Raw genomic sequence first — 21,586 nt, 5'->3', positions numbered from 1 at the left:
GCATCCAGATTGACGGATTATTGAAAATTCGGTTTTTAATATGGGAAAGGCAGTTACACTTTTCGTTACTCCCGGAGAATCCCAGCATGACGGTTGCGGAAGCACGTTCGATCGATTGGAATGCGATCGTAGCTGAATTAGAGGGCATTGAGGTCATTCGCGACGCGGTGCAGGTTGCCAAGCTTTCCAAGGACTATTACACCTACAGTCCCCTGCTCCAGGCGCAGCTTAACAATAAGGTTGGAGAAATTGTAATTCGTCCGGCAAATGAAGCAGAAGTCATGCGGGTGGCTGCCCTGTGTGTCAAGCATCAGATTCCGCTCACGGTGCGGGGCGCAGGCACGGGGAACTATGGTCAGTGTGTGCCGATGCGGGGCGGGGTGATTCTCGACATGACCAAAATGCAGGCGGTGAAATGGGTCAAACCGGGAATCGCCTGCGTTGAAGCGGGGGCAAAACTGGCAGCGATCGACAAACAAACCCGCGAAACAGGCTGGGAAATTCGCATGGCTCCGTCTACTTATCGAACAGCTTCGATCGGCGGATTCATTGGTGGCGGCAGTGGCGGTATTGGCTCGATTACCTACGGGTTGATTGCCGATCGTGGAAACTTGCTGGCTCTGCGGGTGGTAACAATGGAAGAAAGTCCGCGCGTGATCGAGCTGCGGGGCGACGATGTGTACAAGGTGGCCCACGCCTGGGGCACAAACGGCATTATCACAGAGCTGGAAATTCCCCTGACGGCAGCTTATCCCTGGTCAGAGCTGATTGTCACCTTCCCCGACTTCATGACGGCAGCCCGGTTCGGTCAGACCCTGGGCGACTCCGACGGCATGATTAAAAAGCTAATCACCATCTTCGCGGCTCCGATTCCTCAGTATTTTGCCGCCCTGCGAAACGTCCTCACGCCAGAACAGCACTCTGCGTTTGTGATGATTGCGGAACCCTGCCTCGAATCCTTTGGCGAACTCGTGAAAGAGTTTGGCGGAACAATCGTCTATCAAAAATCCGCGCAGGAAGCCACTAAAGGCGTCGTTCTAGGAGAATTCACGTGGAACCACACCACGTTACATGCCCGCAGCATCGATTCATCGATTACCTATCTGCAAACCATCTTCCCCGCGGACAAAGATCTGAAGCTGGTGGAGCACATGTATCACCACTTCGGCGATGAGGTGATGATGCACTTAGAATTTATTCGTGCCAAAGGCACGGTTGTTCCGGCAGCTCTACAGCTTGTGCGCTACACTACACCCGATCGCCTCAACGAAATCATGCGCTACCACGAGGAGCACGGCGCATTTATTGCCAATCCCCATACCTTCATCATTGAAGACGGTGGCAGAAAAACGATCGACCCCATGCAGCTTCAGTTCAAAGAGCAGGTTGATCCCGCCGGACTATTAAATCCCGGCAAAATGCGAACCTGGGATGAACGGATAGAGGGCTAAACGTAATTTTTCTGTTTTGAAGAATGAAGTTGGGTGACAAAGCGGGATTCAATTTTTTTTAATAGGAGCAACCTGATTCATGCCAACGATCGTCCTGCACGGCGATCGTTTTTTGTTGCCTGTTCGGACGGATATGGTTGTCCTATCGGGTATGGCTGTCCTAATTGAGCAAACTGTAGGATGACTTGGCGCAGTGGGATGCTAGACCCAGAGCTTTAAGAATTAATACTTTGCCTCACTGATCCTGCAGTTCTCCTATGGTTCTACAGTCAGCACTTTCGGGCTATCGATGGGGGTATTTTCTTCTTGAATTCGTTTGGAGTACCACCATTCCTTTAGTTCAGGAGACAGCTTTACTGGATAGAGCGTGATGATCGATCGCCCCGAATACTCCTGCCCCAGCACCTCAACCGAGTAGGATGGACTACTTTTTGTTGCCAGATCAGGAACAAACCGTTTGCCAATTCGCCGCCAGCTCGGTTCCTTGCTGCGCCACTGAAGCCGACAGCAGGGCCAGGGTAACTCTTCACGATCGAACAGGCGACAGCAGGGACCAATCACTCGGTAGGTGAAATGTCCACCGGAGCTGTAAAAAATTTGTCCATGTTCAAACGGATGCTGCATCATCTCACAGGCTAAGGCTTCTGGCTTGTAATCTACACTGCACTGGCATTTTCTGGATTAATAGCGTAGCAAAGGATCGGGAAAATTGCGAAAGTTGAGAAATGGCAAAAGAGCGATCGGTGTTTCACGATCGCCCTCCTCTCAAAATAAAATCGGTTAAATTGGGCTGGCTGAACACTCTGGGAGTGATTACCAGCTTGACTTGACCACACCTGGCAGCAAGCCCTGATGCGCCATTTCCCGAAAAACGTGGCGAGACAAACCAAAATCTCGATAGTAGCCTCTCGGACGACCTGTGAGCCAGCAGCGATTGTGGAGGCGCACAGGCGCACTGTTGCGGGGAAGCTGTTGAATCTGACGATGGATTTCCAGCTTTTCCTGCTGAGAGGTTGTGTTTGAAAATTGTTCGAGCAGTTCTTCGCGCTTTTGAGCGTATTTCGCCACGAGCTTTTGGCGTTTTTTCTCACGCTCGATCATGCCTTTCTTAGCCATGAAAGAATTACGTTGTTCCTATTTAGACAGCATTTACTATACTACCGCAGGTTGTAAGAGCTTGACTACCTCACCTCAATCCGTCCTTCTGGCACAAACCCCACAACAGGTAAAGGAGGCGGCGTGATTTTGGAGCGATCGGCTGAGGGACACAAATCGGCTAACGCACAAACATCACAGGCAGGATTACGGGCATTGCAAACTGCACGACCATGATAAATCAGCCGAATCGACCAGTTTTCCCAGTCGGGCTGGGGCAGCAGCTTCATCAAATCTCGTTCGATCTTGAGCGGATCTGTTTCTTTGGTGAGTCCCAGTCGTCCGCTCAGCCGTTTAACGTGGGTATCGACTGTGACTCCTGCATGGATGTCAAAGGCGTGAGCTAAAACTACATTCGCCGTTTTACGGGCAACGCCAGGCAGGGTCAGCAGGTCTTCCATCCGTTGCGGAACCTCACCCCCAAACTGGGTCATGATCAGGCGGCAGGCAGCTTGGATATTTTTGGCTTTGTTTCGATAAAAACCAGTCGATCGCACCAAAGATTCAATTTCAGCAACATCCGCATTGGCAAACGCCTCAGCATCAGGAAGGCGGCGAAAAAGGGCAGGCGTCACCTGATTCACCCGCTCATCGGTACATTGGGCAGACAGAATCGTAGCAACCATAAGCTGCACCGGCGTCTCATAGTCCAGCGTGCAGGGAGCTTCCGGGTAAAGCCGCTTCAGACGTACCAGAATTTCTAACGCCTGCTGTTTTCGGGCAGAAAGGCTGCGAAGTCTCACGATACAAAGGAAGTAGAGAAAAGGAAACGAGGTGATGGCTACACCGTCATACCAAAAGTGATGGCAGTTCGCGTAGCCCTTGGACAAGCTTGTACGCCCAACTCATCCTAACGTTCATGCTGCCCTGCGACTACTGGAAGAGTCTCTGGAAAATCGCAAGCTGAGTAGTATCGCGAACGATCAGGAAGATTCCTAATCCGAGCAGCAGTACCAGCCCGGTTTGCATCACGTTCTCTTGAATCCGATTGGGCAAAGGCTTACCGCGCAGTCCTTCCAGCAACAGAAACACAAGCTGTCCGCCATCCAGAGCCGGAAGCGGCAGAATATTGATAATCGCTAGGTTGATGCTGATGATTGCCGTGAAGGGAAACAGGCTTCCCGCGTTCGCTGCAACCAAGCCCGCGCCCTGCTCCACAATTTTGACGGGGCCGGCGACCTGCCCTGCCATCGAGGAGAAGTTGGTGATTAGACCAATAAATCCATTCACAGTGGCAAGAAACATTCCCTGAAACTGCTTTGCTGCCAGTCCCAGCACCTCAAAAACGCCATTGGGGCGGCGATACTGAGTTGCATTGATATTGGGGGCAAGCTGTACGCCGATTTTTGCGACGCCATCTTCTCCCGCTTTAGGGGTAATGCTGAGATCAAGCTGTTGATCGCCTCGCTGCACGGTAAATTCAACAGGCTGATCCGGACTGGTGCGAATCGTTTCCATTAGCGATTTAACGGCGTCCTGAGAGGCTCCCAGCGGCTGATCGTTGACTTCTAGGATAATGTCTCCTGCCTGAAGCCCTGCCCGTGCTGCCGGAGATTGTTGAGAAATGATTTCTGGAACTACGACGCCTGGTTGATAATCAAACTGTTCAGGAATGCCGATCGTTGTGAACTGCGCCACAAACACCAGATAGGCAAAAATCAGATTGGCGATCACGCCTGCACTAATTACAATGGCGCGATCGAGCACCGGACGGTTTTTCAGCAGATTTGGATCGTTGGGCGGAATTGTACTATCTGGGTCATCGTCGGGAAAGCCAACAAAGCCACCCAGCGGAATCGCTCGCAGCGCGTATTCGGTGCGCTCACCCTGATACTTCAGCAAAATCGGACCAAAGCCGATCGAAAATCGATTGACGTGAATTCCTTGCAGACGAGCTGCCAAAAAGTGCCCCAGCTCGTGAACCACAATTAACAGGGCGAGAACTGAGATTGTCGCTAATACTGACATAGACCCAGATTAATAAATAGAACCATCTGTAGTCCATTCTAAAGGGCGGTGAGGATTACTACTTCTACCCTGAGGGTTGGGTGGGGGAGGGGGAGATGAGGGGTGAATGGTTATCAGTGTATTTGGCTAACTCAGGTTTTGTTGGAATCGCAAGCTTTCTCCGTTCGGCAACGTTTGTTCGCGTCCGATCGCAAGCCTCCTGTTCCTCTTCTCCAGAAGCATTCGCTTAGGATGAGGTTACTTGGGAAATGAAAGTTCTATCCCTTGTCCTTCCTGTCCTTCTGGGGGCATGGGTGTTTTGAACAGCGACACAGCTAACTTTAAGTGAACTGCTGGCTGAGCGTGACTGGATTGTGAACGGTAATTCTTTTCTTGTGGATCGAAATCATTTGATCCTGACGCAGATCGCCGAGCAGCCGAGTCACAGTGACCCGCGTTGAGCCGATCGCTTCCGCAATTGCCTGATGAGATAGTTTAAGGTCGATCGTAATGCCCTCGGTGGTGGGCATGCCGAAGTCGCGGCAAAGAATCAGCAGGAAGCTGACTAGACGTGATCCCATGTCGCGATGCGCCAGCGTTTCGATCATCATCTCGGTTTGCAGAATTCGGGAGGATAACCCTTGCAGCATCAGCATACAGAGATCGGGGTTTTCCTTCAGGGCTTTCTCGACTTGCTCGATCGGCACAGACAGCAGCTCAACGGGCGTAAAGGCAACGGCATGATAGAAGCGATCAGCACGTTGCCCGGTGATGAGCGACAGAACGCCAAACACGCTGTTTTCACGGAGAAGCGCGACCGTAATTTCCTCACCTGCTTCATACACGCGAGATAGTTTGACTGCCCCTTTTTGCAGGAAGTAAACTCGCTCGGCAGGGTCGCCGGGAAAGAAGATTGTTTTGCCACGATCGTAGGCTTCAACAACAGGTGGAAAAGCACTCCCGCTTAATTGACGAAAGACGTTTGCCAATGGCTTATTTGGTGCAGCTACCATATCCCTTCCCCCAGCCCGCCTTTGAAGATTTCATCTTACCGCCACCTGCTACCAATAAGATCATTCGTTCTAGCCCAATTGGTTCTAACCGACTTTTTACCCCCTGTCCTTCACTCTGGTGTGGAGCAAGTAGGGTTAAGCCAAATGGGATATCGGAACTTCTGTGATAGCTTTCTGACTTTAAATTACTAAACTTAACTCTGAGCGGATTTTTTGTATTAAGTAATACATATCTAGCCCAATCTTGGTCTAAGTGCTGAAAAAGTCAGATTTTAAGGCGAAATAGGGGCAAAAAGTTCCTGTTAAAACCGACTGACTGAGACTGATATTGCTCCAGCAGCTCAAGACAATGCTTCCAAAATTGGATTTGCGAGGGTCAGCAGTGCCAGTTTTGTGAAGGATGTTTTCTAATGCTCTATTTCCCAATTAAATATCACCATTGATTCTGCTGAAGGGGAAACGGCTTCGCATTGTTGTCTGGCGAAACGTTGTCTTCTCCTGGCTAACAGGCTCCCCGACGATTAAGCACAACCTGGATAGTTTTGAAAATCAGCCCTAAATCATAAGCGATCGACCAGCGTTCCTGATAGCGCAAATCTAATTTCACGATTTCCTCAAAATCGGTTACGGTTGATCGACCATTTGCCTGCCATTCTCCCGTGATACCTGGCTTTACCTCTAGCCGCTGCCAGTGGTGAGCTTTGTAGCGGCTCACTTCATTTAGCGTAGGCGGGCGGGTTCCAACCAGGCTCATCTCGCCGCGTAGCACGTTCCAGAATTGTGGCAGCTCGTCTAGGCTAGTACGCCGCAGGAATCGTCCTACTCGCGTAATACGAGGATCGCAATCGTTCTTAAAGATGTAGCCTTGCGCCTGATTTTGAACCTGATGCTGAAGTTTCTCGGCATTCACCACCATCGAGCGAAACTTCCAGATGCGGAACGTTTGTCCGCGAAACCCGCATCGCTCCTGGCTGTAAAAAATGGGGCCGGGATCGCTGATATAGATTGCTACTGCGATCGGGATCAAAACCAGAGCGGTCAGCGTTAAGCCAACCCCTGCGCCCAGAATATCGATCGATCGCTTAGTTCTGCTCTGAACCGAAGGATGAATCTCAGATGCAAATGACGGCAGTAGGGTAACAAATTCAGAATGTGTGAATGACATAGCGCAGCAGCCTCTAGACAACGCCCCAAAAGAGGCAAACCAAAGAACAATTGATTGAACCAGAGCAGTGAGCGCGCCCTTAAACCGCAATTTCGGCAGCTTTGCGCTCTGATAAAAGCAACTGATGAAACCAGAATGCGCTTTGATTCAGGGGCAAGCAACAGCGAAGGTTTCGCTTTATCAACACTTCAAGGACAGCTTTAGAAATAGGGAGCTTCTCCGGGAAAATTACCAGGCAATTTCCACAAGGTTTTGCCTTCCGTGGTTAAGATCCTGGTATGGAGATTCAGTCTGCAACGTTATACATCGTAGGAACCCCGATCGGCAATCTGGAAGACATGACCTTCCGGGCGATCGAAGTTTTACGTCAGGTTGATTTTATTGCGGCAGAAGACACTCGTCACACTGGAAAGCTGCTTCAGCACTTCCAGATCAAAACGCCGCAGATTAGCTATCACGACCACAATCGCCGTAGCCGTCAGGATGAGCTACTGCGTCGCCTTCAACAGGGCAATTCGATCGCGCTTGTGACCGATGCCGGAATGCCAGGCATTTCCGATCCCGGCTATGAGCTGGTAAAAGCCTGTATCGAGCAAGGAATCCCTGCCGTACCGATTCCGGGAGCTTCTGCTGTGGTCACTGCCCTGAGCGCAGCTGGGCTTCCCACCGATCGCTTTGTCTTCGAAGGATTTTTGCCCACAAAAGGCACAGAGCGTCAAGCGCGGCTCATCGCATTGCAGAGCGAAACTCGCACGATCGTGTGCTACGAGGCTCCTCACCGACTGCGGCAGACTTTGAAAGATTTGCGGGAAGAGTTTGGAGGCGATCGGCAAATTGTGCTGGCAAGAGAACTTACCAAACTGCATGAGCAATTCTGGCGGGGAACCCTGGCAGAGGCAGAGCAGCACTACCAGACTCAGGAAGCCTACGGTGAATTTACGCTGGTGATTGCCGGAGGCCAGCCCGCCACACGGGTTTTATCTGAAAGTGCCCTTAAAACTGAATTGCAAGAGCTGCTGCGGCAGGGAATGTCTCGCTCTCAAGCGAGCCGTCAGCTTGCCAGTCAAACCCATTTGCCTCGCCGTGATCTCTATCAGCTTGCTCTGTCGCTGGAAGACGTGTCGCTGGAAGATATGTCGCTAAAAGATTTGAAGAAGACACGATAATGGAAAGCAGCTCTTTTCGGGAGGTCGCCGATCGGGAAGGGGATGAAGACGATCGTAACTCTGTCTCAGCAAACCGCTTCCCCCAAATGCCTCGTTCCTGATGCTATGCCGTCGTTTCACCCAGTGATAATGTCTCGAATTCCTATGCCTTTCCGCTCTGCTCCGCTCAACTTTGGCTTTGTGCTGCTGAGCACCGTTCTGCTCGTGTCAAGCTGTAATGGCTCTGGCAATCAATCGATTACTGCCTCTCCCGATTCCAGTCCTTCGATCGCTGCTTCTCCCCAAACTGAAACTCCTTCAGCCAGTGCCAGCCCGGATGTAGCTCCTACCGGAGAGGTTCAAAATACAACGATTTCTGACAAAGGGGTTGGGGCAGCTCAATTAGGAATCAGGCTGGGCGAACTGAAGCAAACCTTGGGAGCAACCGCAACGTTTACAGAAAAGTCGCCGTTTATGGTGGATTTTGATGCGATCGAGGTGAGCCAGGGCGGCGAGGTGCAGTTCTACTTGCTGCATCTGGCAAAGCAACCGTTAAAGGACAGCGATTTGATTCAGGGCATTCTCACCCGCAATCCCAAATACCGCACCGCAGAAGGGGTAGGAGCCGGAACGTCGATTGCCCAGGCAGAGCAGGCATATGGGAAAGTAACTCTGTCTTACAATACGCAGAATGAAGCAAGAGAGTATGCCCGCTTTGAGCGACAGCCTGTCCCCAACATTTCCTTCGCGACCGGGAACGGCAACCAGCAGACTGCGGGAGTTTATCCTGCTGCAAGCAGCGAATACAATGAAACCGGAAATTTTCGCCCGGATGCGAAGATTCAGTCTGTTCTGGTGGTCTGTCTAACCGATGTCTGCTCTGCGCCCTGACCCCCTTGATAACTCTCTGGAGCCCCGATGGCAAAAGTTCTGATTCCCCTGCTGACCGCCGTTTGGATTGGCGTGATCGCGATTGTTGCAATTCAAAACGCAGCCCCGATCGCCTTTCAGTTTTTGGGCTTTCAGTCGATCCAAATTCCGATCGGACTAGTGCTGGCGTTTAGCGTTGTTCTGGGCATGGCAGGGACCGCCCTCTTTCTACCGTTGGGAGGCAGGGATTAGAGAAGCGGTAGGTGGGTGAGTAGTGAGCGGGTAGGACAGACTAGATTGAGTAAATTTGCCCGTCGATGAGCAGGCGCGTAATGCCTTTTGCCTGAAGGTAGGGGGTCACTTTTTGAAACATTCGACCGTCTGGAACTTTGACAATACGCTGCATTCGACGGAGAAACCGCTTCGCCACGCGATGATTATCGAAAATAGGTAGAGTTTTCTCCTGAACTTCTCCGGGTGGAATTTGTCCCAGCTCAGCAAAGTCTTTGAGCGGACGAGTAATCAGCTCTGCGGAGCGATCGACCACTACATAGCAAGTGCGGGGAATCTGGGCCTCGGAGAGCGGCAACACATTTACCATGCCCTTGCCCTGGACGTGAACCATCTCGATCGGCACATCACCGCTCAGATCATCGTCTTCATCGTCGTCTTCGTCATCAAGGTCATCATCGAGATCGTCGAGGTCATCGTCCTCATCATCGAGGTCGTCTTCTAGCTCTTCGTCGAGCGTATCAGGACTGAGCGGTCGGCTCGTCAGGCTACCGTCAGACGGGATAACTGCCGCTTCTTCAGCTTCGTCGTCGAACTCTGGTTCCTGCTGAATTGTGAGCGGAACCTCGAGCTGGGCTTCGACAATTGGCATAGACACCGAAGCGGACTCTGTCAGAGTCGATTGCGATCGCTTGCGCTGGCGAGGCATTTCAATCGCGGGTTTTGGGGTTTCTGCTGCTTCTGCGGAATCTTCTGCAGGTTTGTCTTGTGCAGCACGATCAGCTTTCAGCACAACGGCTAATGCGGCACTGATTGCCTCCAGGTCTGGCAAATCATTAGTGTCCAGTGTTCTGGCTCCCGATCGCTTTTGCTGCACCAGAACTTCATATTCCTGTTCTGGAATGCTTTGCTTGAGTAGACGGCTCACCGTACTGGTACTTACCCCATAATGAGTTGCCAAACTCGCAGCCGTCTCCTCGGATTGACGATAGCGGTTTAGAATATCCTGCTTGTCAGATTCAGACAGTTTCTTCGGAGCCATGCCAGGTTTTCTCACCCAAAATGAGATGCGTCTTTCATTTTAGCTGCGTCGTCGTCGGGTTTGTCGTCGAGTCGATAGGTCATATTCTAAAGCAGCCCCGATCGCAAACAAGCAGCCGCTAAAAACCCAGAACACTTCGGGTAATGCCCCTGTTTCATACCCAGGAATATAGGTCACCGCATAGTTAAACCAGATGTCTGCAATATAGAAGCAGAGAGCCGCCGCCGCAATACACCGCCAGGATAACGAGAACCGCCCACCCCAGAAAGCAAGCAACAGCATTGTTGCCATCACCACCAAAATCACATCGCCGATAATGTAGAGCCAGCTAATGATTCCAGCAAGAGGTTCAAGCTGCGACTCCATTGCGATCGCCCAGGCTGGGACATCTGCAACTTCTGGAGAAGCCGGATTCGGTATAGCAGGAAACGTATCAACGGTAGGTGTAGGGCTGGCATTGGTTGGACTGGGTGCGGCAGCAACGAGCTGTTCAGCAGAGCCAGGAGCAGACCATTCAGCAGCAGTGGTGCTGGAAGGAGCAAAGGAAGCCGCGATCGTAATTCCCACGATCGTAATTGCTGCCAGGATGCCCCACTGAATGGGAGTGAGATTGAGGCGGCGAGTGAGCACTGCCCGCAGCATTCCCCAGCCCAGGAAGAGGTAGGTCAGAATATAAAACAAATCTCCAGGAGACACTTCAGGCGATTTGCCCAAGCCGATTTCCCAGTAGCCCAGAATCAAATTGCCGATGAAGTAAGTGAGCATGCCCAGCCCAATCGCCAGCCAGACGGTTCGACCACTCACAATTTGAGGGCTGCGCCAGTTGCGAAAGCAAAATAAGCCCGCTGCGAGAAAAGCAAGCGATTCAAAAACATAGGTGATCACGCCGTACCATTCGGGGCGTCCCTCTCCTGAGGGCGAAACGCTAAACAGCAGAAAGAAAAGAAGTGCCAGGACTGCCCAGGCGATCGCCGCGAGAACGATAGTTTGCGCCGAGAGCGCAAGTTTAGTTTTGGTATTCAAGGAAGGAACGGCTCCTCAATAGCGAACGGCAATTGAAGGCAGAAAGTGAAAGAGGACTTGATCATACTAAGCTTCTGGCATGAAGATGCAGATGAATTACAGATCGATATCAGCGTAGTTATCATGAACCGAGGGCAGCAATATAAGGGAAGAAGGTCAAAGGTCATTGGTTATTAAGTCACTGGTAGGCAGGCAATGGTCTCAGTTCAACTCCGCGGCGTGTAGACCGTAGACTTGAGGGGATATCTGAGATGGCTTACTGCCACAGCCTGCCGCCCGGCGATCGTTTTAGCCAGTTGAAAACTTGACTGCGCTCCTTGTCGGGGATGTCTTGCAGAGCATCCAGAACGCGATCGGTAAAGCTGGTATTGCCAAAATACTGCATTCCCAAGCGATAAAGTTCCCGCAGTAGCAAATTGAGATGATTTTCCTGCCAGGGAGGAAGGGCTAACCGTAGCGGATCAACGGTGAGCAACTGCTGAACTTCTGAGGGGGAACCCGTTTTGGGAAACTTGCCTCGCTGAAAAACGGCAGCAATCTCCTTTTGAAAATTGTTGACCTGACGTGCTCCCAGCAAATCCTCAATATCAATATAGAGAGCTTGCAGCAGCAGCAAGCTGGCTTGCACTAAGGCTGGTGCTGTTTCTGATCCTGCCCCGTCTGCCCCGTCTGCCCCGTCTGCTCCGTCTGAAAGTTGTTCGAGCCGCACTTTTCCCCAAACGCTGTATCGCTCTGGCTCTTCTAGCAACACACAGGCTTTGCCCCGGTTATCAGTCAAATCGCGCCAAAAGGCTTTTGCGTCCTCTTCCTGAGCCGCATTAAAGACACTGATTAAGCGAAACGTTTGTCCTTGATAGTGAAGAATCGGGATCTGCTGATCTTTCTTGGGGTGCTGAATATTAGAAATTTCAACATCCTGCCGCTTAAGGATAAACATGACGCAGTTCGAGCACTCCTACAGGTCGGGGTCAGAAATCCAGGTAATGAACCTGCGGCAGGCGGCACGATTACCTTATTAAGGAAACTGCTCCGCATTGCAATCGAAAGCGAACTGGAGTTCGTCGAATGCCGCCGTGGATTATGCGAAAGGGCTGATTCGTGAAAAGATTGGTCTAAGTGTACCTCTGGATAGTGACGTTCAGAAATGCTAGCAAGCGTTTAGAAATCTTAGAAAAGAAAAATGCAGGTCGATTAAACTGCTGAATTCACCAGCCGGCTGATCTCTGCATCGATCGCTTCCTGCATTGAATGTTATATTGATGCTCAACAGACATGAAGCAAGCCCATGAAGCAAGCTGTTTTTAGTTTGCCCAGGCTTGACGAATTACGTAACTTCTTAGGAAGATTTAGAAAAGAAGCTTTCCGCTTCTCAATAGGCTCCAGTAGCTCAGCTGGATAGAGCAATTGCCTTCTAAGCAATCGGTCGCAGGTTCGAGTCCTGCCTGGGGCGTTTAATGAATGAAGTTAGATGAAAGAACTGAATCACCTCTTGGGCTGGCAATGAGCTGATCCAAAAGGGTGAGGTCAAGCCTGCTCGTGTGACTTATCGTGTAATTAACTTTGTGGAGAGCTTCACCGCTAGATGCGGCTTTAACTCAGCAGCAGGACTGCTGAAGAAAGATTCAAAAATAATTGCCGCTCTTTCCGAAATCGCAAGAACCGCGAATGTAGTGATTAGCAACTGGCGATGTGAAGCAGTTCTCCCCTCAGGAGAATCGGCGGAAGCAAATCGTTGATTTCTGACTTCGATTCGCTGTAATGATACTAGCCTTAAACCGGGAGGAAGATATGCAAACCCGATACTTTGTGGTCGCTGCAATCTTGACCGCACTACCTGTTCTAGGAGGAGGTCTATCTGCTCAGGCAGCAGATCCGGCACAGGTCAGGCAGCTTTTAGAAACAGGGGTGTGTCAGGGCTGTGATTTGTCTGGGGCAGATCTGAGACAGGCGCATTTGATTGGTGCAGATCTCCGGGATGCTAATTTACGGGGAGCAGATTTGACCGAGGCAAATTTGGAAGGGGCTGACCTGACCAGCGCAAACATGAAAGACGCAGACCTGACCGAGGCGTATCTCACAAATGCCAGCCTCAACGACACCAACCTTACCAATGTCAATTTAACCCGTGCAACAGTGTTCTACGCTGATGTATCAGGCGCACTAATGCAAGATATTAATCTTACAGATGCTGCAATATTGGGAACCGGGCTCAGTATTGGTGGAGAATGAGTTTGTGGAGGCCTGCTGAGCGTTTTGTATAAAATACAGAAGCTGCGCTCTTAGGTCGGTAGATTTGCTGAAACCAAAATTCTGACAGAACGTGCCCGTGCTAGGATTTTTCTAGTTTCCGCAGATTGTCCGAGTTGGATGGAATCAGGGATGCTTTCGAGGCTAATTTAGATAACTTTGACGAATCGATATTGGCAAAAGCCAGAATTGGCAAAAGTCAAAGAGTTTGTTGTGTGTGTTACCTGATAAATAATCGGCTTTTCGGCTACGATCGAGTCCTCTGATACCTTTCCTTTCCTCGACCTCTAACAGACTGGTTAGAGTAGTGTAGCTCCATGCACGATCGGTTTTCTCCACGCGACTCCCGCGAAGCGTTACTTATTCGCTCTACCCCCTTTTTTGAAGGACTCCCCGAAGACATCGTTGAAAAGGCCGTTGCCCATGTGGTGGTTCGTAGTCATCCTGCAAATCAAGTAATTTTGTTGGAAAACGACTGGGGCACCTCGGTTTATTTCATCCTGGAAGGCTGGGTAAAAATTCGCACTTATAACCTTGACGGCAAAGAGGTGACGTTAAACGTTCTGGGCAAAGGAGAACTGTTTGGCGAAATGGCTCCGCTCGATGAAGTGCCGCGATCGACTGACGTGATTACCCTGGTTCCCACGCTGATCGGTAATATGCCTTCTCAAGATTTTGTGGATTTGATTCGCAGTGAGCCTGCTTCTGGAATGCGATTGGCTCAGCTCATGGCACGACGGCTGCGACAGGTCAACCGACGGCTGCGGTTGCGAGAGTCAGACAGCGTATCTCGTGTTGCGGATATTTTGCTGTTTTTGGCAGATGGGCAAGGCAAGCAGGGCGATCAAGGGATCGAGATTCCCAATTTGCCTCATCGTGAACTGAGCAGCCTCAGTGGATTGGCACGAGAAACGGTGACTCGCGTTCTTAGCAAGCTGGAGAAGAAGGGATTAATTTATCGCGATCGCGATACGCTGTCGATCCCTGATATCACTGCCCTGGAGCGAATCTTGATCTAGACATCACTGCCTGGGGCACATCCTGCTCTGAGCGAATGTTTGGAGAAGCAGTGGACTCAGCAACGCTGCACCCAACGCGAAACATCTGCTTTTGGCGTAAAGTCATAAGGGAACGATTACCCCTTTGGGGAACAGTGAAGCGATCGCCTCTGCGACAGCATGACCCGCAAACTCGACGACTTTATCTTCTGGCTTCAGCGCGATAAACGCCCGATCGACCGTTTTTGGACTATCGGATTTTTGATTGCTGCCCTGCTTTTATTTACCTGGGATTTGGGCGGATTGCCGCTGCGGGACTGGGACGAAGGGCTAGTCGCTCAGGTAGCAAGAGAAATTGCACAGGCTCCTTCTAGTGACCTGACCTGGCTGCATCCAACGATGTGGGGCGAACCCTATCTCAATAAACCGCCCCTGGTTCACTGGCTGATTGCCCTTAGCTATTCGCTCGCCGGGGTGAATGAGTGGACAGCTCGGCTACCAGGCGCACTCCTAACTGCAATGTCGGTGCCGCTGTTTTACAGGCTGTGCCGTGAAGTGTTTCACCGCCGATCGCCTGCGGTATGCGCCACGCTGGTTTACCTGACTTCCCTCCCGGTCGTGCGGCTAGGTCGCTTAGCGATGCTGGACGGTGCAATTCTCTGCTTCCTGATCGTGATGATGCTCTGTCTGCTGCGATCGCGACGTAACTACAGCTATACGCTGGGCGTAGGGATTGGGCTGGGACTAATTTGCCTCACTAAAGGCATTATGATCGGGTTGCTGCTGGGGGCGATCGGTGTGGGATTTTTGGCTTGGGATACCCCACGGCTGCTGCGATCGGGCTATTTGTGGTATGGCGTTTTGCTGGGAATGATTCCCGCCTTGCTGTGGTATGGGCTGCAATGGGTGCATTACGGGCAGTTGTTTCTCAGCAATAATCTGGGCGATCAGTCGCTTCAGCGCATCTGGACAGACGTAGAGCAAAATCGCGGTGCGCCCTGGTATTACCTACTGGAAATGCTCAAATACGGCGTTCCCTGGATTCTATTTCTGCCGCTGGGCTATCGAACTGCCTGGGATCAGCGAAATCTGGGTTGGGCAAAGCTGGCGATCGTTTGGGGCGGGGTTTACTTTGCAGCGATTTCCCTGATGGTGACCAAGCTACCCTGGTACATTTTGCCGCTTTATCCGGCGTTAGCTCTGGCGATCGGCGCAACTCTCTCAGAACGGTGGGAACAGGGCAGACATCCGGGCGTGTTGCAGTCCGAGCCGATTGCCTATTCGCGTCAATGGATGATTCTATTTGTTTTGCTGGGGTTGGTTGCTGGGGCAGGTGCGGTTTGGTTTGGGATGCTGCAATCTCCCTCAGACCTGGATTTGCTGCTGGTGTTTGCGGCAGTCGGGATGACGATGCTGTCGGTGGCGGTGCTAATGGCACGGGGAGAGGCACAATTTTTAGCTGTTTTAGGCTGGGGAACCTACGTTGCGCTGCTGCTGTTTATGGGTTCCCATCACTGGAACTGGGAGCTGGCAAATTCCTTTCCGGTGAAGCCCGTTGCCGCCATGATTCAGCAGTTTACCCCCGCGAACCAAAAACTCTATACGTCCTACGATTACAATCGACCCTCGCTCAATTTCTATAGCGATCGACAAATCATCCCAGTAGACACTCCCCGACTGAAGCGCATCTGGCGCAGAGAAAGGCAGCCCTATTTATTGTTAGATGAAGCGACCCGACAGGAATTGAAACTGCGATCGGAAAAAGTGCTGGGCACTGCGGAAGGCTGGCAGCTTGTGACGAAATCTGCTTCTTAGCAGTTTGTCAGTCCAATTTTTGGGCTGCTATTTCCTGCCCCCCCTGGTGCAGAACGAGGTGTGTCACCCTTCCCTGCTCATCTCGAACAAACGTAATGAGAGCATCGAATTCTCTTGGGAAAAACTGAATTTCTGTTTCCGCAAATAGCTCGAACTTTTGCTGTCCCGTTGCCTGAGCATAAAACTGATCCTGCTCGTTCGTGATGGTCAGAAGAAAGCCCGGCTCGATCTGATATTGCCCGACGTAAGCATTGAATAATGCAGGATCAAGCGAGATTGCCTGACGCTGCTGGGGTGGGCTAGATTTCGTCAGGGGAATTCTCTGATTCAGCAAATGCAGTCCAATGTCGTTCACATCATTCTCTGAATTAGAGAGCACCACAACGCCCAGACCTTTCGGCTTCACAAAACCAAGAAAGCTGCGAAATCCGCCTGTTCCGCCGTCATGAAAGATAATTTCAGTGCCGTTGTCATTCAGGACGTGCCAGCCGATCGCGATTGCGATTCCTGAAATACCAGTTTGCGCTTGCACCTCGTGGGTTTTTTGTAGGATTGGGGTGAGCGGGGATGGCGTAATTTGCAGGTTGACTGCCAGAAACTTGAGGAGATCGTTAGCGGTTGATCGTAGTGCCCCTGCGCCTGCCAGGGTTGGCATGTTCCAGTAGGAAACGGGTTCACCCAAGGCATTATGTCCGGTTGTAAAGCGTGTCTGCTGCTCTGGGGAGATGTGAATACAGGTATCGTTCATCTGCAAAGGCTGGGCAATCTGGGTTTTGACCAGGGTTTCGTAATCCATTCCTGCTTCAAGGCTGAGGATGTGTCCCAGTAAGCCTGTGCCGAGATTCGAGTATTCGTATTGGCTACCAATGTCTTGTGGTAGGTCATAGCTGGATAGGAAGGAATAGAGATTTTCGACAGTGTAATCTGCATAGGGATCACGGTTATCCTGTGGAGCAAGGTTATCGGGTAATCTCGGTAGCCCAGACGTATGCGTTGCCAGATTGAGCAGGGAAATCTCCCGACCGTTTCGCGTGGGTGTTTTCACCGACTTTGGTAAAAAAACGGAAATGGGATCGTCCAGTTTTAGATCCCCCCGCTCTGCCATGTTCATTAGTACCAGAGCCGTAAATGCTTTGCTAATCGAACCAATTTCAAACAGAGTATTTTCATCAACCGGACAAGATTGGGTTTGATCCAGGCTGCCCCATGAAATAATCCGCTTTCCGTTTTGGTCAATGACTCCGACGACAATACCAACCCCTCGTTTTTCCTGTTCGATTCGCTGCTGCAAAATAGCCGTGATCTCGGCATTAGATAGGACAGGTTGAGTCATGATTTCGGCTCCATCAGTAGGAGGAATCGATCGCACTTCTACCGCTTTGCAGCACTTATGTTTCGTTGGCTCAACAAATTGATCTTTTGGTTCAATTCGCGAGTGCGGCGCGACAACAAACGAATAATATTAATCGCGATATCGGGCGTTTCCTCGATCGCATCATAAAGCTGCTGCTGATTCAGCATGAGGCAGTCGCAGGGTTCCAGCGTGGTAACCGAAGCCGATCGGGGTTCTGCGTCGAACACTGACATTTCCCCAAAACAGGTTCCCTGCTCCAGTCGCGCCAGTTCGCGATCGCCGATATGCACCCGCACCCGACCCGACACCAGCACATAAAGCGATCGCCCTTCTTCGCCCTGCCGGAAGATAGACTGCTTTGCCGGAAAAGAAAGCTCCTCCATTGAAGCCGCCAGCCGCATCAGGAAGTCATCGCGCAACTCCTGGAAGATAGGGACTTTTCGAACAAACAGTAGGCGATCGACGCTTGTGAGCATAGGTTCAGCACCAAAAATACGGGCGGCAAACAGCTAGTTTTCGGGGGTGAGTCCACGGGTGAGGATGTCTTGAATTTGGGATCTGACCAGGCGATCGGGGTCGTCTTTAAGATGAGGCAGCAGGTTGTGCAGCGTTTTGGGCGAAACGGTTTGCAGGTATGCTAGCACTGCTTCACGCACATAGCCGGTAGGGTCTCGCAAGCAAGAGAGGGTTTGCTCGGCGGTGAGGCTCCATCGCTGCTGACGCGCGAGATGGAAACAGCAGGCAAGCGTCCAGTCCGACAAGAAATGGCGCAGTTCGACCAGATGGCGCAATCGTTGACTGGGAGACATCGGCTGATGGGGCAGAAACTCGCTAAGGGATTTGAGCTTTTCCGGGTCGGACTGGCGATCGAGCACCTGAAGCAGGGCGCGTTTGCTGGGCAAGTCCAGCGTATTATCGAGAATTTCTAGCCCTCTAGCAACGCTGTCTCGCGTATCAAAGTCAATGCTGGAAGCGGCTGCCTGAATCGTGCTGCCATCGTAGAGAAACCGCATCAGCAGAAATAGGCGATCGAAGGTGTCTTGCTCAGCATCGCGCAACGATCGGCGCAGCAGAGTCGCAGCTTCTCCCGAAACTCGATCGGCGTTGAGATCAAGCAGGCTGGCATAAAGATGGGCTAAAAACAGGAGTTCCTGATCGATAAAAGTCCCAATGCCGCTGCGTCCCAGTCGATCGGCGACTGCTTCGATACCCCTTTCCTGCGGCAGTTTCAGCAAAATTTTGAGAATCGTTTGCCGCGTTGCCCCCCATGCAGTCATGAGTCGCGATACGAGAATATCCAGTGCTTCAGATGTGCCGATTTGACCGATCGCGTTCCAGGCATGGCTTCGCACAATCTCGGGCTTATAGCTGTTTTCAGCGACGTTAATGAGCAGCGGCAGTGCCTCACCTTCCAAGCGCACCAGTGCCCGCATCGATGCCTCGCGGGTGGATTTGTAGTGCAGTCCGCGCAGCAGAACGGGATAGTATTCCTCTAAATGGGTAGCGGCGATCGCCTCGATCATGGCACACCGCACCCGCAGCGATCGATCTTGCAGCAGTGAGCGAATATGGAGCCGCAGCGATTGCAGATAAACTGCATCTCCCAACGCCCAACAGCCCATCACCCGTTCTCGTTCTTTTGAGTGAGTCAGCATTTTTCGCAGCACATCGGTGGCTTCTGCTTTCTGACGGGGATTGCCGCGCCGCAGCATGAGAGCCGCCGCCGTACCTCGCACTTCAGGATCGATCGAGGGTTTGAAATAATCGCGGAGCTGATTCAGGTCCGGATCGGGTTCCGTTAGCCAGAGATAGCGCAGGGCAACCGCCAGCACATCCGGCGGCAAAGGAGAACTGGTTAGTTTGCGAACGGCTTTCAGGCTGGCAGGATTGGGAGCTTTAAGCATTGCTTCCAGACTTTCTCGCTGAAGCGCGGGCGAAAACTGGGGCAACAGCGGCGTCAGGACTTCACTGACATTTTTCGGATCAATCTGGGTGAGAAACTGAATGCACGATCGCCTCTCTGCATCTGAGCTAGGACGGTTTAAAGCCTCCACAATGCTGCGCTTAAACGCTTGAAGATCGAGTTCTGAAAGGCTGATCTGTCGCCGCTCGGTACTTAGTACCAGCACATCCACATACTTCGATCGCAGCAGCACCACCACAACTAGCCAGCAGAGCGCGAACGCTGCTGTATAAAACAGGAACACTTGCCCCTGAACTGCTTCTACCGCTGTCCCGTTGCCAATGCGCTCCAGCAGCCAGACATTCAGCAGTAGCCCTGCTCCGGTGAGCCCGATCGCCACAGGTTCGGCAATGCCCCGCACAAACGACTGCGTCCGATTGCGGATTGATTCAGGAAGCGGCTGAAACAGCACCGGACTGACGCTTGCCACCAGCGTGTAGCGCAGCAGCTCATCCACAAACTTGAGCATCACGATTCCTACAAACAGCGAAAACCCACCTACAAATGTGATGGAACTGAGCAGGACGATTGCCAGCGGCGGCAAAATCGAAACCACAAAAACACCCATCCGCTCGACCACCCGACCCGACACAAACCACTGCGTCACCAGCTCAAAAATGCCGAGGATCGCGCTAAACAGGGCAAGAAAGTCGGCAATCTCCTCTACCTGAACCGACAAACTTTGCTCAATTTGCCGCAAATACTGAAAATCGAGCAGCACAAATAGCACTTGAATCAGCGCAAAAACCCCAATCACTAACCAGACATACTGCTGCACTGAACCGCGGGCGCGACGGGCAGGGTCATTGGACAGTCTTTCCTGCGATCGTCTCCGGGGCGAATCGGGAAAAAACTGGGCATAAGCCTGCGTCAGATAAAATAAAATGCCCGAACTCACCAGCAGCAACAGACAAGCCAGCAAAATCACGTTTTCCAAACCCACCCAGCCGCGCAAAATCGGCAGCGACAGACCGCTAATTACATCGGCGACTAAAATTCCGCTGCTAATTAAGGGATAGGTGCGTTTGATTTCCCGAATCGTGAAAAGCTGATTTGCCGTGATCGAAGTAATCAGCTCGCTAATCACATAGATTGCTTCCAGCCATAGCCGCATTAAAAAAACTGTGTACGCGCCTAGCCAAGCCGGATTGAGTTCGAGCTGAAACAGCAAAAACGGCAAGCCCATCAGTAGCGAAGTCAGAACGATCGCCTGTCGCAGCGGCAGCACTTTTTGCAGCCAATCATAAAAGAAGCCAAACAGCGTCCCGATTCCCGCACTGGCAATGTAAATCCAGGGCAGCGAATCCGCGCCATACTCGCCCAAAAACAGAGCCGCAACGCTGACCTCTAGCCACAGAATCCCCACCGAGGACAGGGTATAAAAGGCAAACATCAGGAACGTTCGACCGCTTTCCTCAGGACGTAAATTGAGCAGATTCAGCCATCTTCCCCTGCTTCCTTCAGAGGTAGAACTGTTACCCATTACCGCAACCAGCCTTTCACCGATTGATTTTGTGGCGAATTTTTGGGCATTGCTCAGTTTCCCGCTTTGAGATACACCCTGGTTTCGCTGAGTTTTTTTTGAGGCGTTGCCATCCTGTCTCATGCAGTGGGATCAGCCTTATTGCTGGTACTCTGCCTAATCTAAACACGCTTTTGTATCATTCGCGCATCCTGCCCCACTTCCCTCAGGAGAACTGCTTGCTTTCCCTACTGGGGCAGCACTTCGACAGGATAATGCTTCTAAGCATTCCCTCTAGAATGCCCTACTTCTCAACCCAGCGGTCAGCATTTGCCAATCCCACTTTTTCAGAGAATCGTACAAGCACGAGTTCTCTACCGCCTTCGGTTTATCTTGTAGCATATCCAGAAGAATCAGGAATTGCTGTGCAGAATTGCTTTGAATATGGATGTCTTTTCCGCAGACGGAAATGGGGTTGAAGTGGTCATGGGTCAGCAACTCGGCTAGCTTCCGAGCGGCAGGACATTGGCGCTCGAACCCGATGGCTCCGTCTAAGTTTTCTAATATTTCCTTGCTCATCCTCTAGACCTTGCTTAGAGGATGTTTAGGAAGTAGCAGCGAATAGCAGTATTAAGAAAGCTTCCTGAAGTTTAGGCTGGAGCATATCGACATCTCAACAGCCCTCTGGGAAGCAATGACTCTAGC

Annotated in this window: 19 protein-coding genes and 1 tRNA gene; 8 read left to right on the top strand and 12 right to left on the bottom strand. The window is 51.5% G+C overall.

The window, feature by feature from the left end; all coding sequences use genetic code 11:
* Positions 1-86 precede the first annotated feature (86 nt).
* On the top strand, positions 87-1,451 hold the full coding sequence (locus H6F80_RS14870; RefSeq protein ID WP_190792311.1) for an FAD-binding oxidoreductase: 1,365 nt from the start codon (positions 87-89) through the stop codon (positions 1,449-1,451).
* Between the two features lie 255 nt (positions 1,452-1,706).
* Here the strand turns inward: H6F80_RS14870 and H6F80_RS14865 are convergent, their stop codons facing one another.
* The 6 genes from H6F80_RS14865 to H6F80_RS14840 all read right to left on the bottom strand — a co-directional run bounded on the left by H6F80_RS14865 (position 1,707) and on the right by H6F80_RS14840 (position 6,731).
* Complete coding sequence (locus H6F80_RS14865) at positions 1,707-2,075, bottom strand: DUF8632 family protein (RefSeq protein ID WP_190792310.1); 369 nt, start codon at positions 2,073-2,075, stop codon at positions 1,707-1,709.
* 189 nt (positions 2,076-2,264) lie between these two features.
* Positions 2,265-2,567: a 30S ribosomal protein S14 gene (rpsN, locus tag H6F80_RS14860; protein WP_190792309.1), complete on the bottom strand. Its 303-nt coding sequence runs from the start codon at positions 2,565-2,567 to the stop codon at positions 2,265-2,267.
* Positions 2,568-2,632: 65 nt separating this feature from the next.
* Positions 2,633-3,436, bottom strand: a complete 804-nt coding sequence (gene nth, locus H6F80_RS14855; protein WP_199296591.1) for an endonuclease III — start codon at positions 3,434-3,436, stop codon at positions 2,633-2,635.
* A gap of 43 nt (positions 3,437-3,479) precedes the next feature.
* Entirely contained in the window at positions 3,480-4,574 is a 1,095-nt protein-coding gene (rseP, locus tag H6F80_RS14850; protein ID WP_190792308.1) for an RIP metalloprotease RseP, read from the bottom strand.
* Between the two features lie 320 nt (positions 4,575-4,894).
* Positions 4,895-5,566: a global nitrogen regulator NtcA gene (gene ntcA, locus H6F80_RS14845; protein WP_190792307.1), complete on the bottom strand. Its 672-nt coding sequence runs from the start codon at positions 5,564-5,566 to the stop codon at positions 4,895-4,897.
* A gap of 502 nt (positions 5,567-6,068) precedes the next feature.
* Positions 6,069-6,731, bottom strand: a complete 663-nt coding sequence (locus tag H6F80_RS14840) for a sugar transferase (protein ID WP_190792306.1) — start codon at positions 6,729-6,731, stop codon at positions 6,069-6,071.
* Positions 6,732-7,009: 278 nt separating this feature from the next.
* Here H6F80_RS14840 and rsmI point away from each other — a divergent pair, with 278 nt between their 5' ends.
* From rsmI to H6F80_RS14825, 3 genes are all read left to right on the top strand, one after another.
* Entirely contained in the window at positions 7,010-7,897 is an 888-nt protein-coding gene (gene rsmI / locus H6F80_RS14835) for a 16S rRNA (cytidine(1402)-2'-O)-methyltransferase (RefSeq protein WP_190792305.1), read from the top strand.
* Positions 7,898-8,026: 129 nt separating this feature from the next.
* Positions 8,027-8,767, top strand: a complete 741-nt coding sequence (locus tag H6F80_RS14830; protein ID WP_190792304.1) for a hypothetical protein — start codon at positions 8,027-8,029, stop codon at positions 8,765-8,767.
* 27 nt (positions 8,768-8,794) lie between these two features.
* Positions 8,795-8,998 (top strand): DUF1049 domain-containing protein, encoded by a 204-nt coding sequence (locus H6F80_RS14825; protein ID WP_190792303.1) that lies wholly within the window; start codon positions 8,795-8,797, stop codon positions 8,996-8,998.
* 40 nt (positions 8,999-9,038) lie between these two features.
* Here H6F80_RS14825 and H6F80_RS14820 read toward each other — a convergent pair whose 3' ends face one another.
* The 3 genes from H6F80_RS14820 to H6F80_RS14810 form a co-directional block, all read right to left on the bottom strand.
* Positions 9,039-10,019, bottom strand: coding sequence for a helix-turn-helix domain-containing protein (locus tag H6F80_RS14820; protein ID WP_190792302.1), 981 nt, complete (start codon positions 10,017-10,019; stop codon positions 9,039-9,041).
* Positions 10,020-10,058: 39 nt separating this feature from the next.
* Positions 10,059-11,042, bottom strand: a complete 984-nt coding sequence (locus H6F80_RS14815) for a hypothetical protein (protein WP_190792301.1) — start codon at positions 11,040-11,042, stop codon at positions 10,059-10,061.
* Positions 11,043-11,298: 256 nt separating this feature from the next.
* Positions 11,299-11,979 carry an Npun_F0813 family protein gene (locus tag H6F80_RS14810; RefSeq protein ID WP_190792300.1) on the bottom strand — a complete coding sequence of 227 codons (681 nt, stop codon included), beginning with the start codon at positions 11,977-11,979 and terminating at the stop codon, positions 11,299-11,301.
* A gap of 439 nt (positions 11,980-12,418) precedes the next feature.
* Between H6F80_RS14810 and H6F80_RS14805 the strand changes: the two genes are divergently transcribed.
* The 4 genes from H6F80_RS14805 to H6F80_RS14790 all read left to right on the top strand — a co-directional run bounded on the left by H6F80_RS14805 (position 12,419) and on the right by H6F80_RS14790 (position 16,102).
* Positions 12,419-12,492: transfer RNA gene (locus H6F80_RS14805), tRNA-Arg, on the top strand.
* Between the two features lie 338 nt (positions 12,493-12,830).
* Positions 12,831-13,271, top strand: a complete 441-nt coding sequence (locus tag H6F80_RS14800) for a pentapeptide repeat-containing protein (protein ID WP_190792299.1) — start codon at positions 12,831-12,833, stop codon at positions 13,269-13,271.
* A gap of 335 nt (positions 13,272-13,606) precedes the next feature.
* A complete protein-coding gene (locus tag H6F80_RS14795) occupies positions 13,607-14,308 on the top strand; it encodes a Crp/Fnr family transcriptional regulator (RefSeq protein WP_190792298.1) in 702 nt (233 codons plus the stop codon).
* Positions 14,309-14,467: 159 nt separating this feature from the next.
* A complete protein-coding gene (locus H6F80_RS14790; protein ID WP_190792297.1) occupies positions 14,468-16,102 on the top strand; it encodes an ArnT family glycosyltransferase in 1,635 nt (544 codons plus the stop codon).
* Positions 16,103-16,109: 7 nt separating this feature from the next.
* Here the strand turns inward: H6F80_RS14790 and H6F80_RS14785 are convergent, their stop codons facing one another.
* Genes H6F80_RS14785 through H6F80_RS14775 form a run of 3 tightly spaced genes read right to left on the bottom strand, consistent with a single transcriptional unit; the run spans position 16,110 to position 20,902 of the window.
* Entirely contained in the window at positions 16,110-17,435 is a 1,326-nt protein-coding gene (locus H6F80_RS14785; RefSeq protein ID WP_190792296.1) for a serine hydrolase, read from the bottom strand.
* 38 nt (positions 17,436-17,473) lie between these two features.
* Positions 17,474-17,932 carry a Crp/Fnr family transcriptional regulator gene (locus tag H6F80_RS14780; RefSeq protein ID WP_190792295.1) on the bottom strand — a complete coding sequence of 153 codons (459 nt, stop codon included), beginning with the start codon at positions 17,930-17,932 and terminating at the stop codon, positions 17,474-17,476.
* A 33-nt stretch (positions 17,933-17,965) separates the two neighbouring features.
* Entirely contained in the window at positions 17,966-20,902 is a 2,937-nt protein-coding gene (locus H6F80_RS14775) for an MFS transporter (protein WP_190792294.1), read from the bottom strand.
* Positions 20,903-21,586: the final 684 nt, after the last annotated feature.

The sequence above is a fragment of the Leptolyngbya sp. FACHB-711 genome (genome assembly GCF_014695615.1).
Taxonomy (GTDB): Bacteria; Cyanobacteriota; Cyanobacteriia; order Elainellales; family Elainellaceae; genus Leptolyngbya_A.
This window is presented reverse-complemented; position numbering and strand designations above follow the sequence as displayed.

Coding starts and splice junctions, on each gene's coding strand:
- ntcA (WP_190792307.1), bottom strand. CDS start 5,566: ATGGTAGCTGCACCAAATAAGCCATTGGCAAACGTCTTTCGTCAATTA.
- rsmI (WP_190792305.1), top strand. CDS start 7,010: ATGGAGATTCAGTCTGCAACGTTATACATCGTAGGAACCCCGATCGGC.
- rpsN (WP_190792309.1), bottom strand. CDS start 2,567: ATGGCTAAGAAAGGCATGATCGAGCGTGAGAAAAAACGCCAAAAGCTC.
- H6F80_RS14800 (WP_190792299.1), top strand. CDS start 12,831: ATGCAAACCCGATACTTTGTGGTCGCTGCAATCTTGACCGCACTACCT.
- H6F80_RS14865 (WP_190792310.1), bottom strand. CDS start 2,075: ATGCAGCATCCGTTTGAACATGGACAAATTTTTTACAGCTCCGGTGGA.
- H6F80_RS14840 (WP_190792306.1), bottom strand. CDS start 6,731: ATGTCATTCACACATTCTGAATTTGTTACCCTACTGCCGTCATTTGCA.
- H6F80_RS14825 (WP_190792303.1), top strand. CDS start 8,795: ATGGCAAAAGTTCTGATTCCCCTGCTGACCGCCGTTTGGATTGGCGTG.
- H6F80_RS14820 (WP_190792302.1), bottom strand. CDS start 10,019: ATGGCTCCGAAGAAACTGTCTGAATCTGACAAGCAGGATATTCTAAAC.
- H6F80_RS14870 (WP_190792311.1), top strand. CDS start 87: ATGACGGTTGCGGAAGCACGTTCGATCGATTGGAATGCGATCGTAGCT.
- rseP (WP_190792308.1), bottom strand. CDS start 4,574: ATGTCAGTATTAGCGACAATCTCAGTTCTCGCCCTGTTAATTGTGGTT.
- H6F80_RS14790 (WP_190792297.1), top strand. CDS start 14,468: ATGACCCGCAAACTCGACGACTTTATCTTCTGGCTTCAGCGCGATAAA.
- H6F80_RS14775 (WP_190792294.1), bottom strand. CDS start 20,902: ATGGGTAACAGTTCTACCTCTGAAGGAAGCAGGGGAAGATGGCTGAAT.
- H6F80_RS14795 (WP_190792298.1), top strand. CDS start 13,607: ATGCACGATCGGTTTTCTCCACGCGACTCCCGCGAAGCGTTACTTATT.
- H6F80_RS14810 (WP_190792300.1), bottom strand. CDS start 11,979: ATGTTTATCCTTAAGCGGCAGGATGTTGAAATTTCTAATATTCAGCAC.
- H6F80_RS14830 (WP_190792304.1), top strand. CDS start 8,027: ATGTCTCGAATTCCTATGCCTTTCCGCTCTGCTCCGCTCAACTTTGGC.
- H6F80_RS14780 (WP_190792295.1), bottom strand. CDS start 17,932: ATGCTCACAAGCGTCGATCGCCTACTGTTTGTTCGAAAAGTCCCTATC.
- H6F80_RS14785 (WP_190792296.1), bottom strand. CDS start 17,435: ATGACTCAACCTGTCCTATCTAATGCCGAGATCACGGCTATTTTGCAG.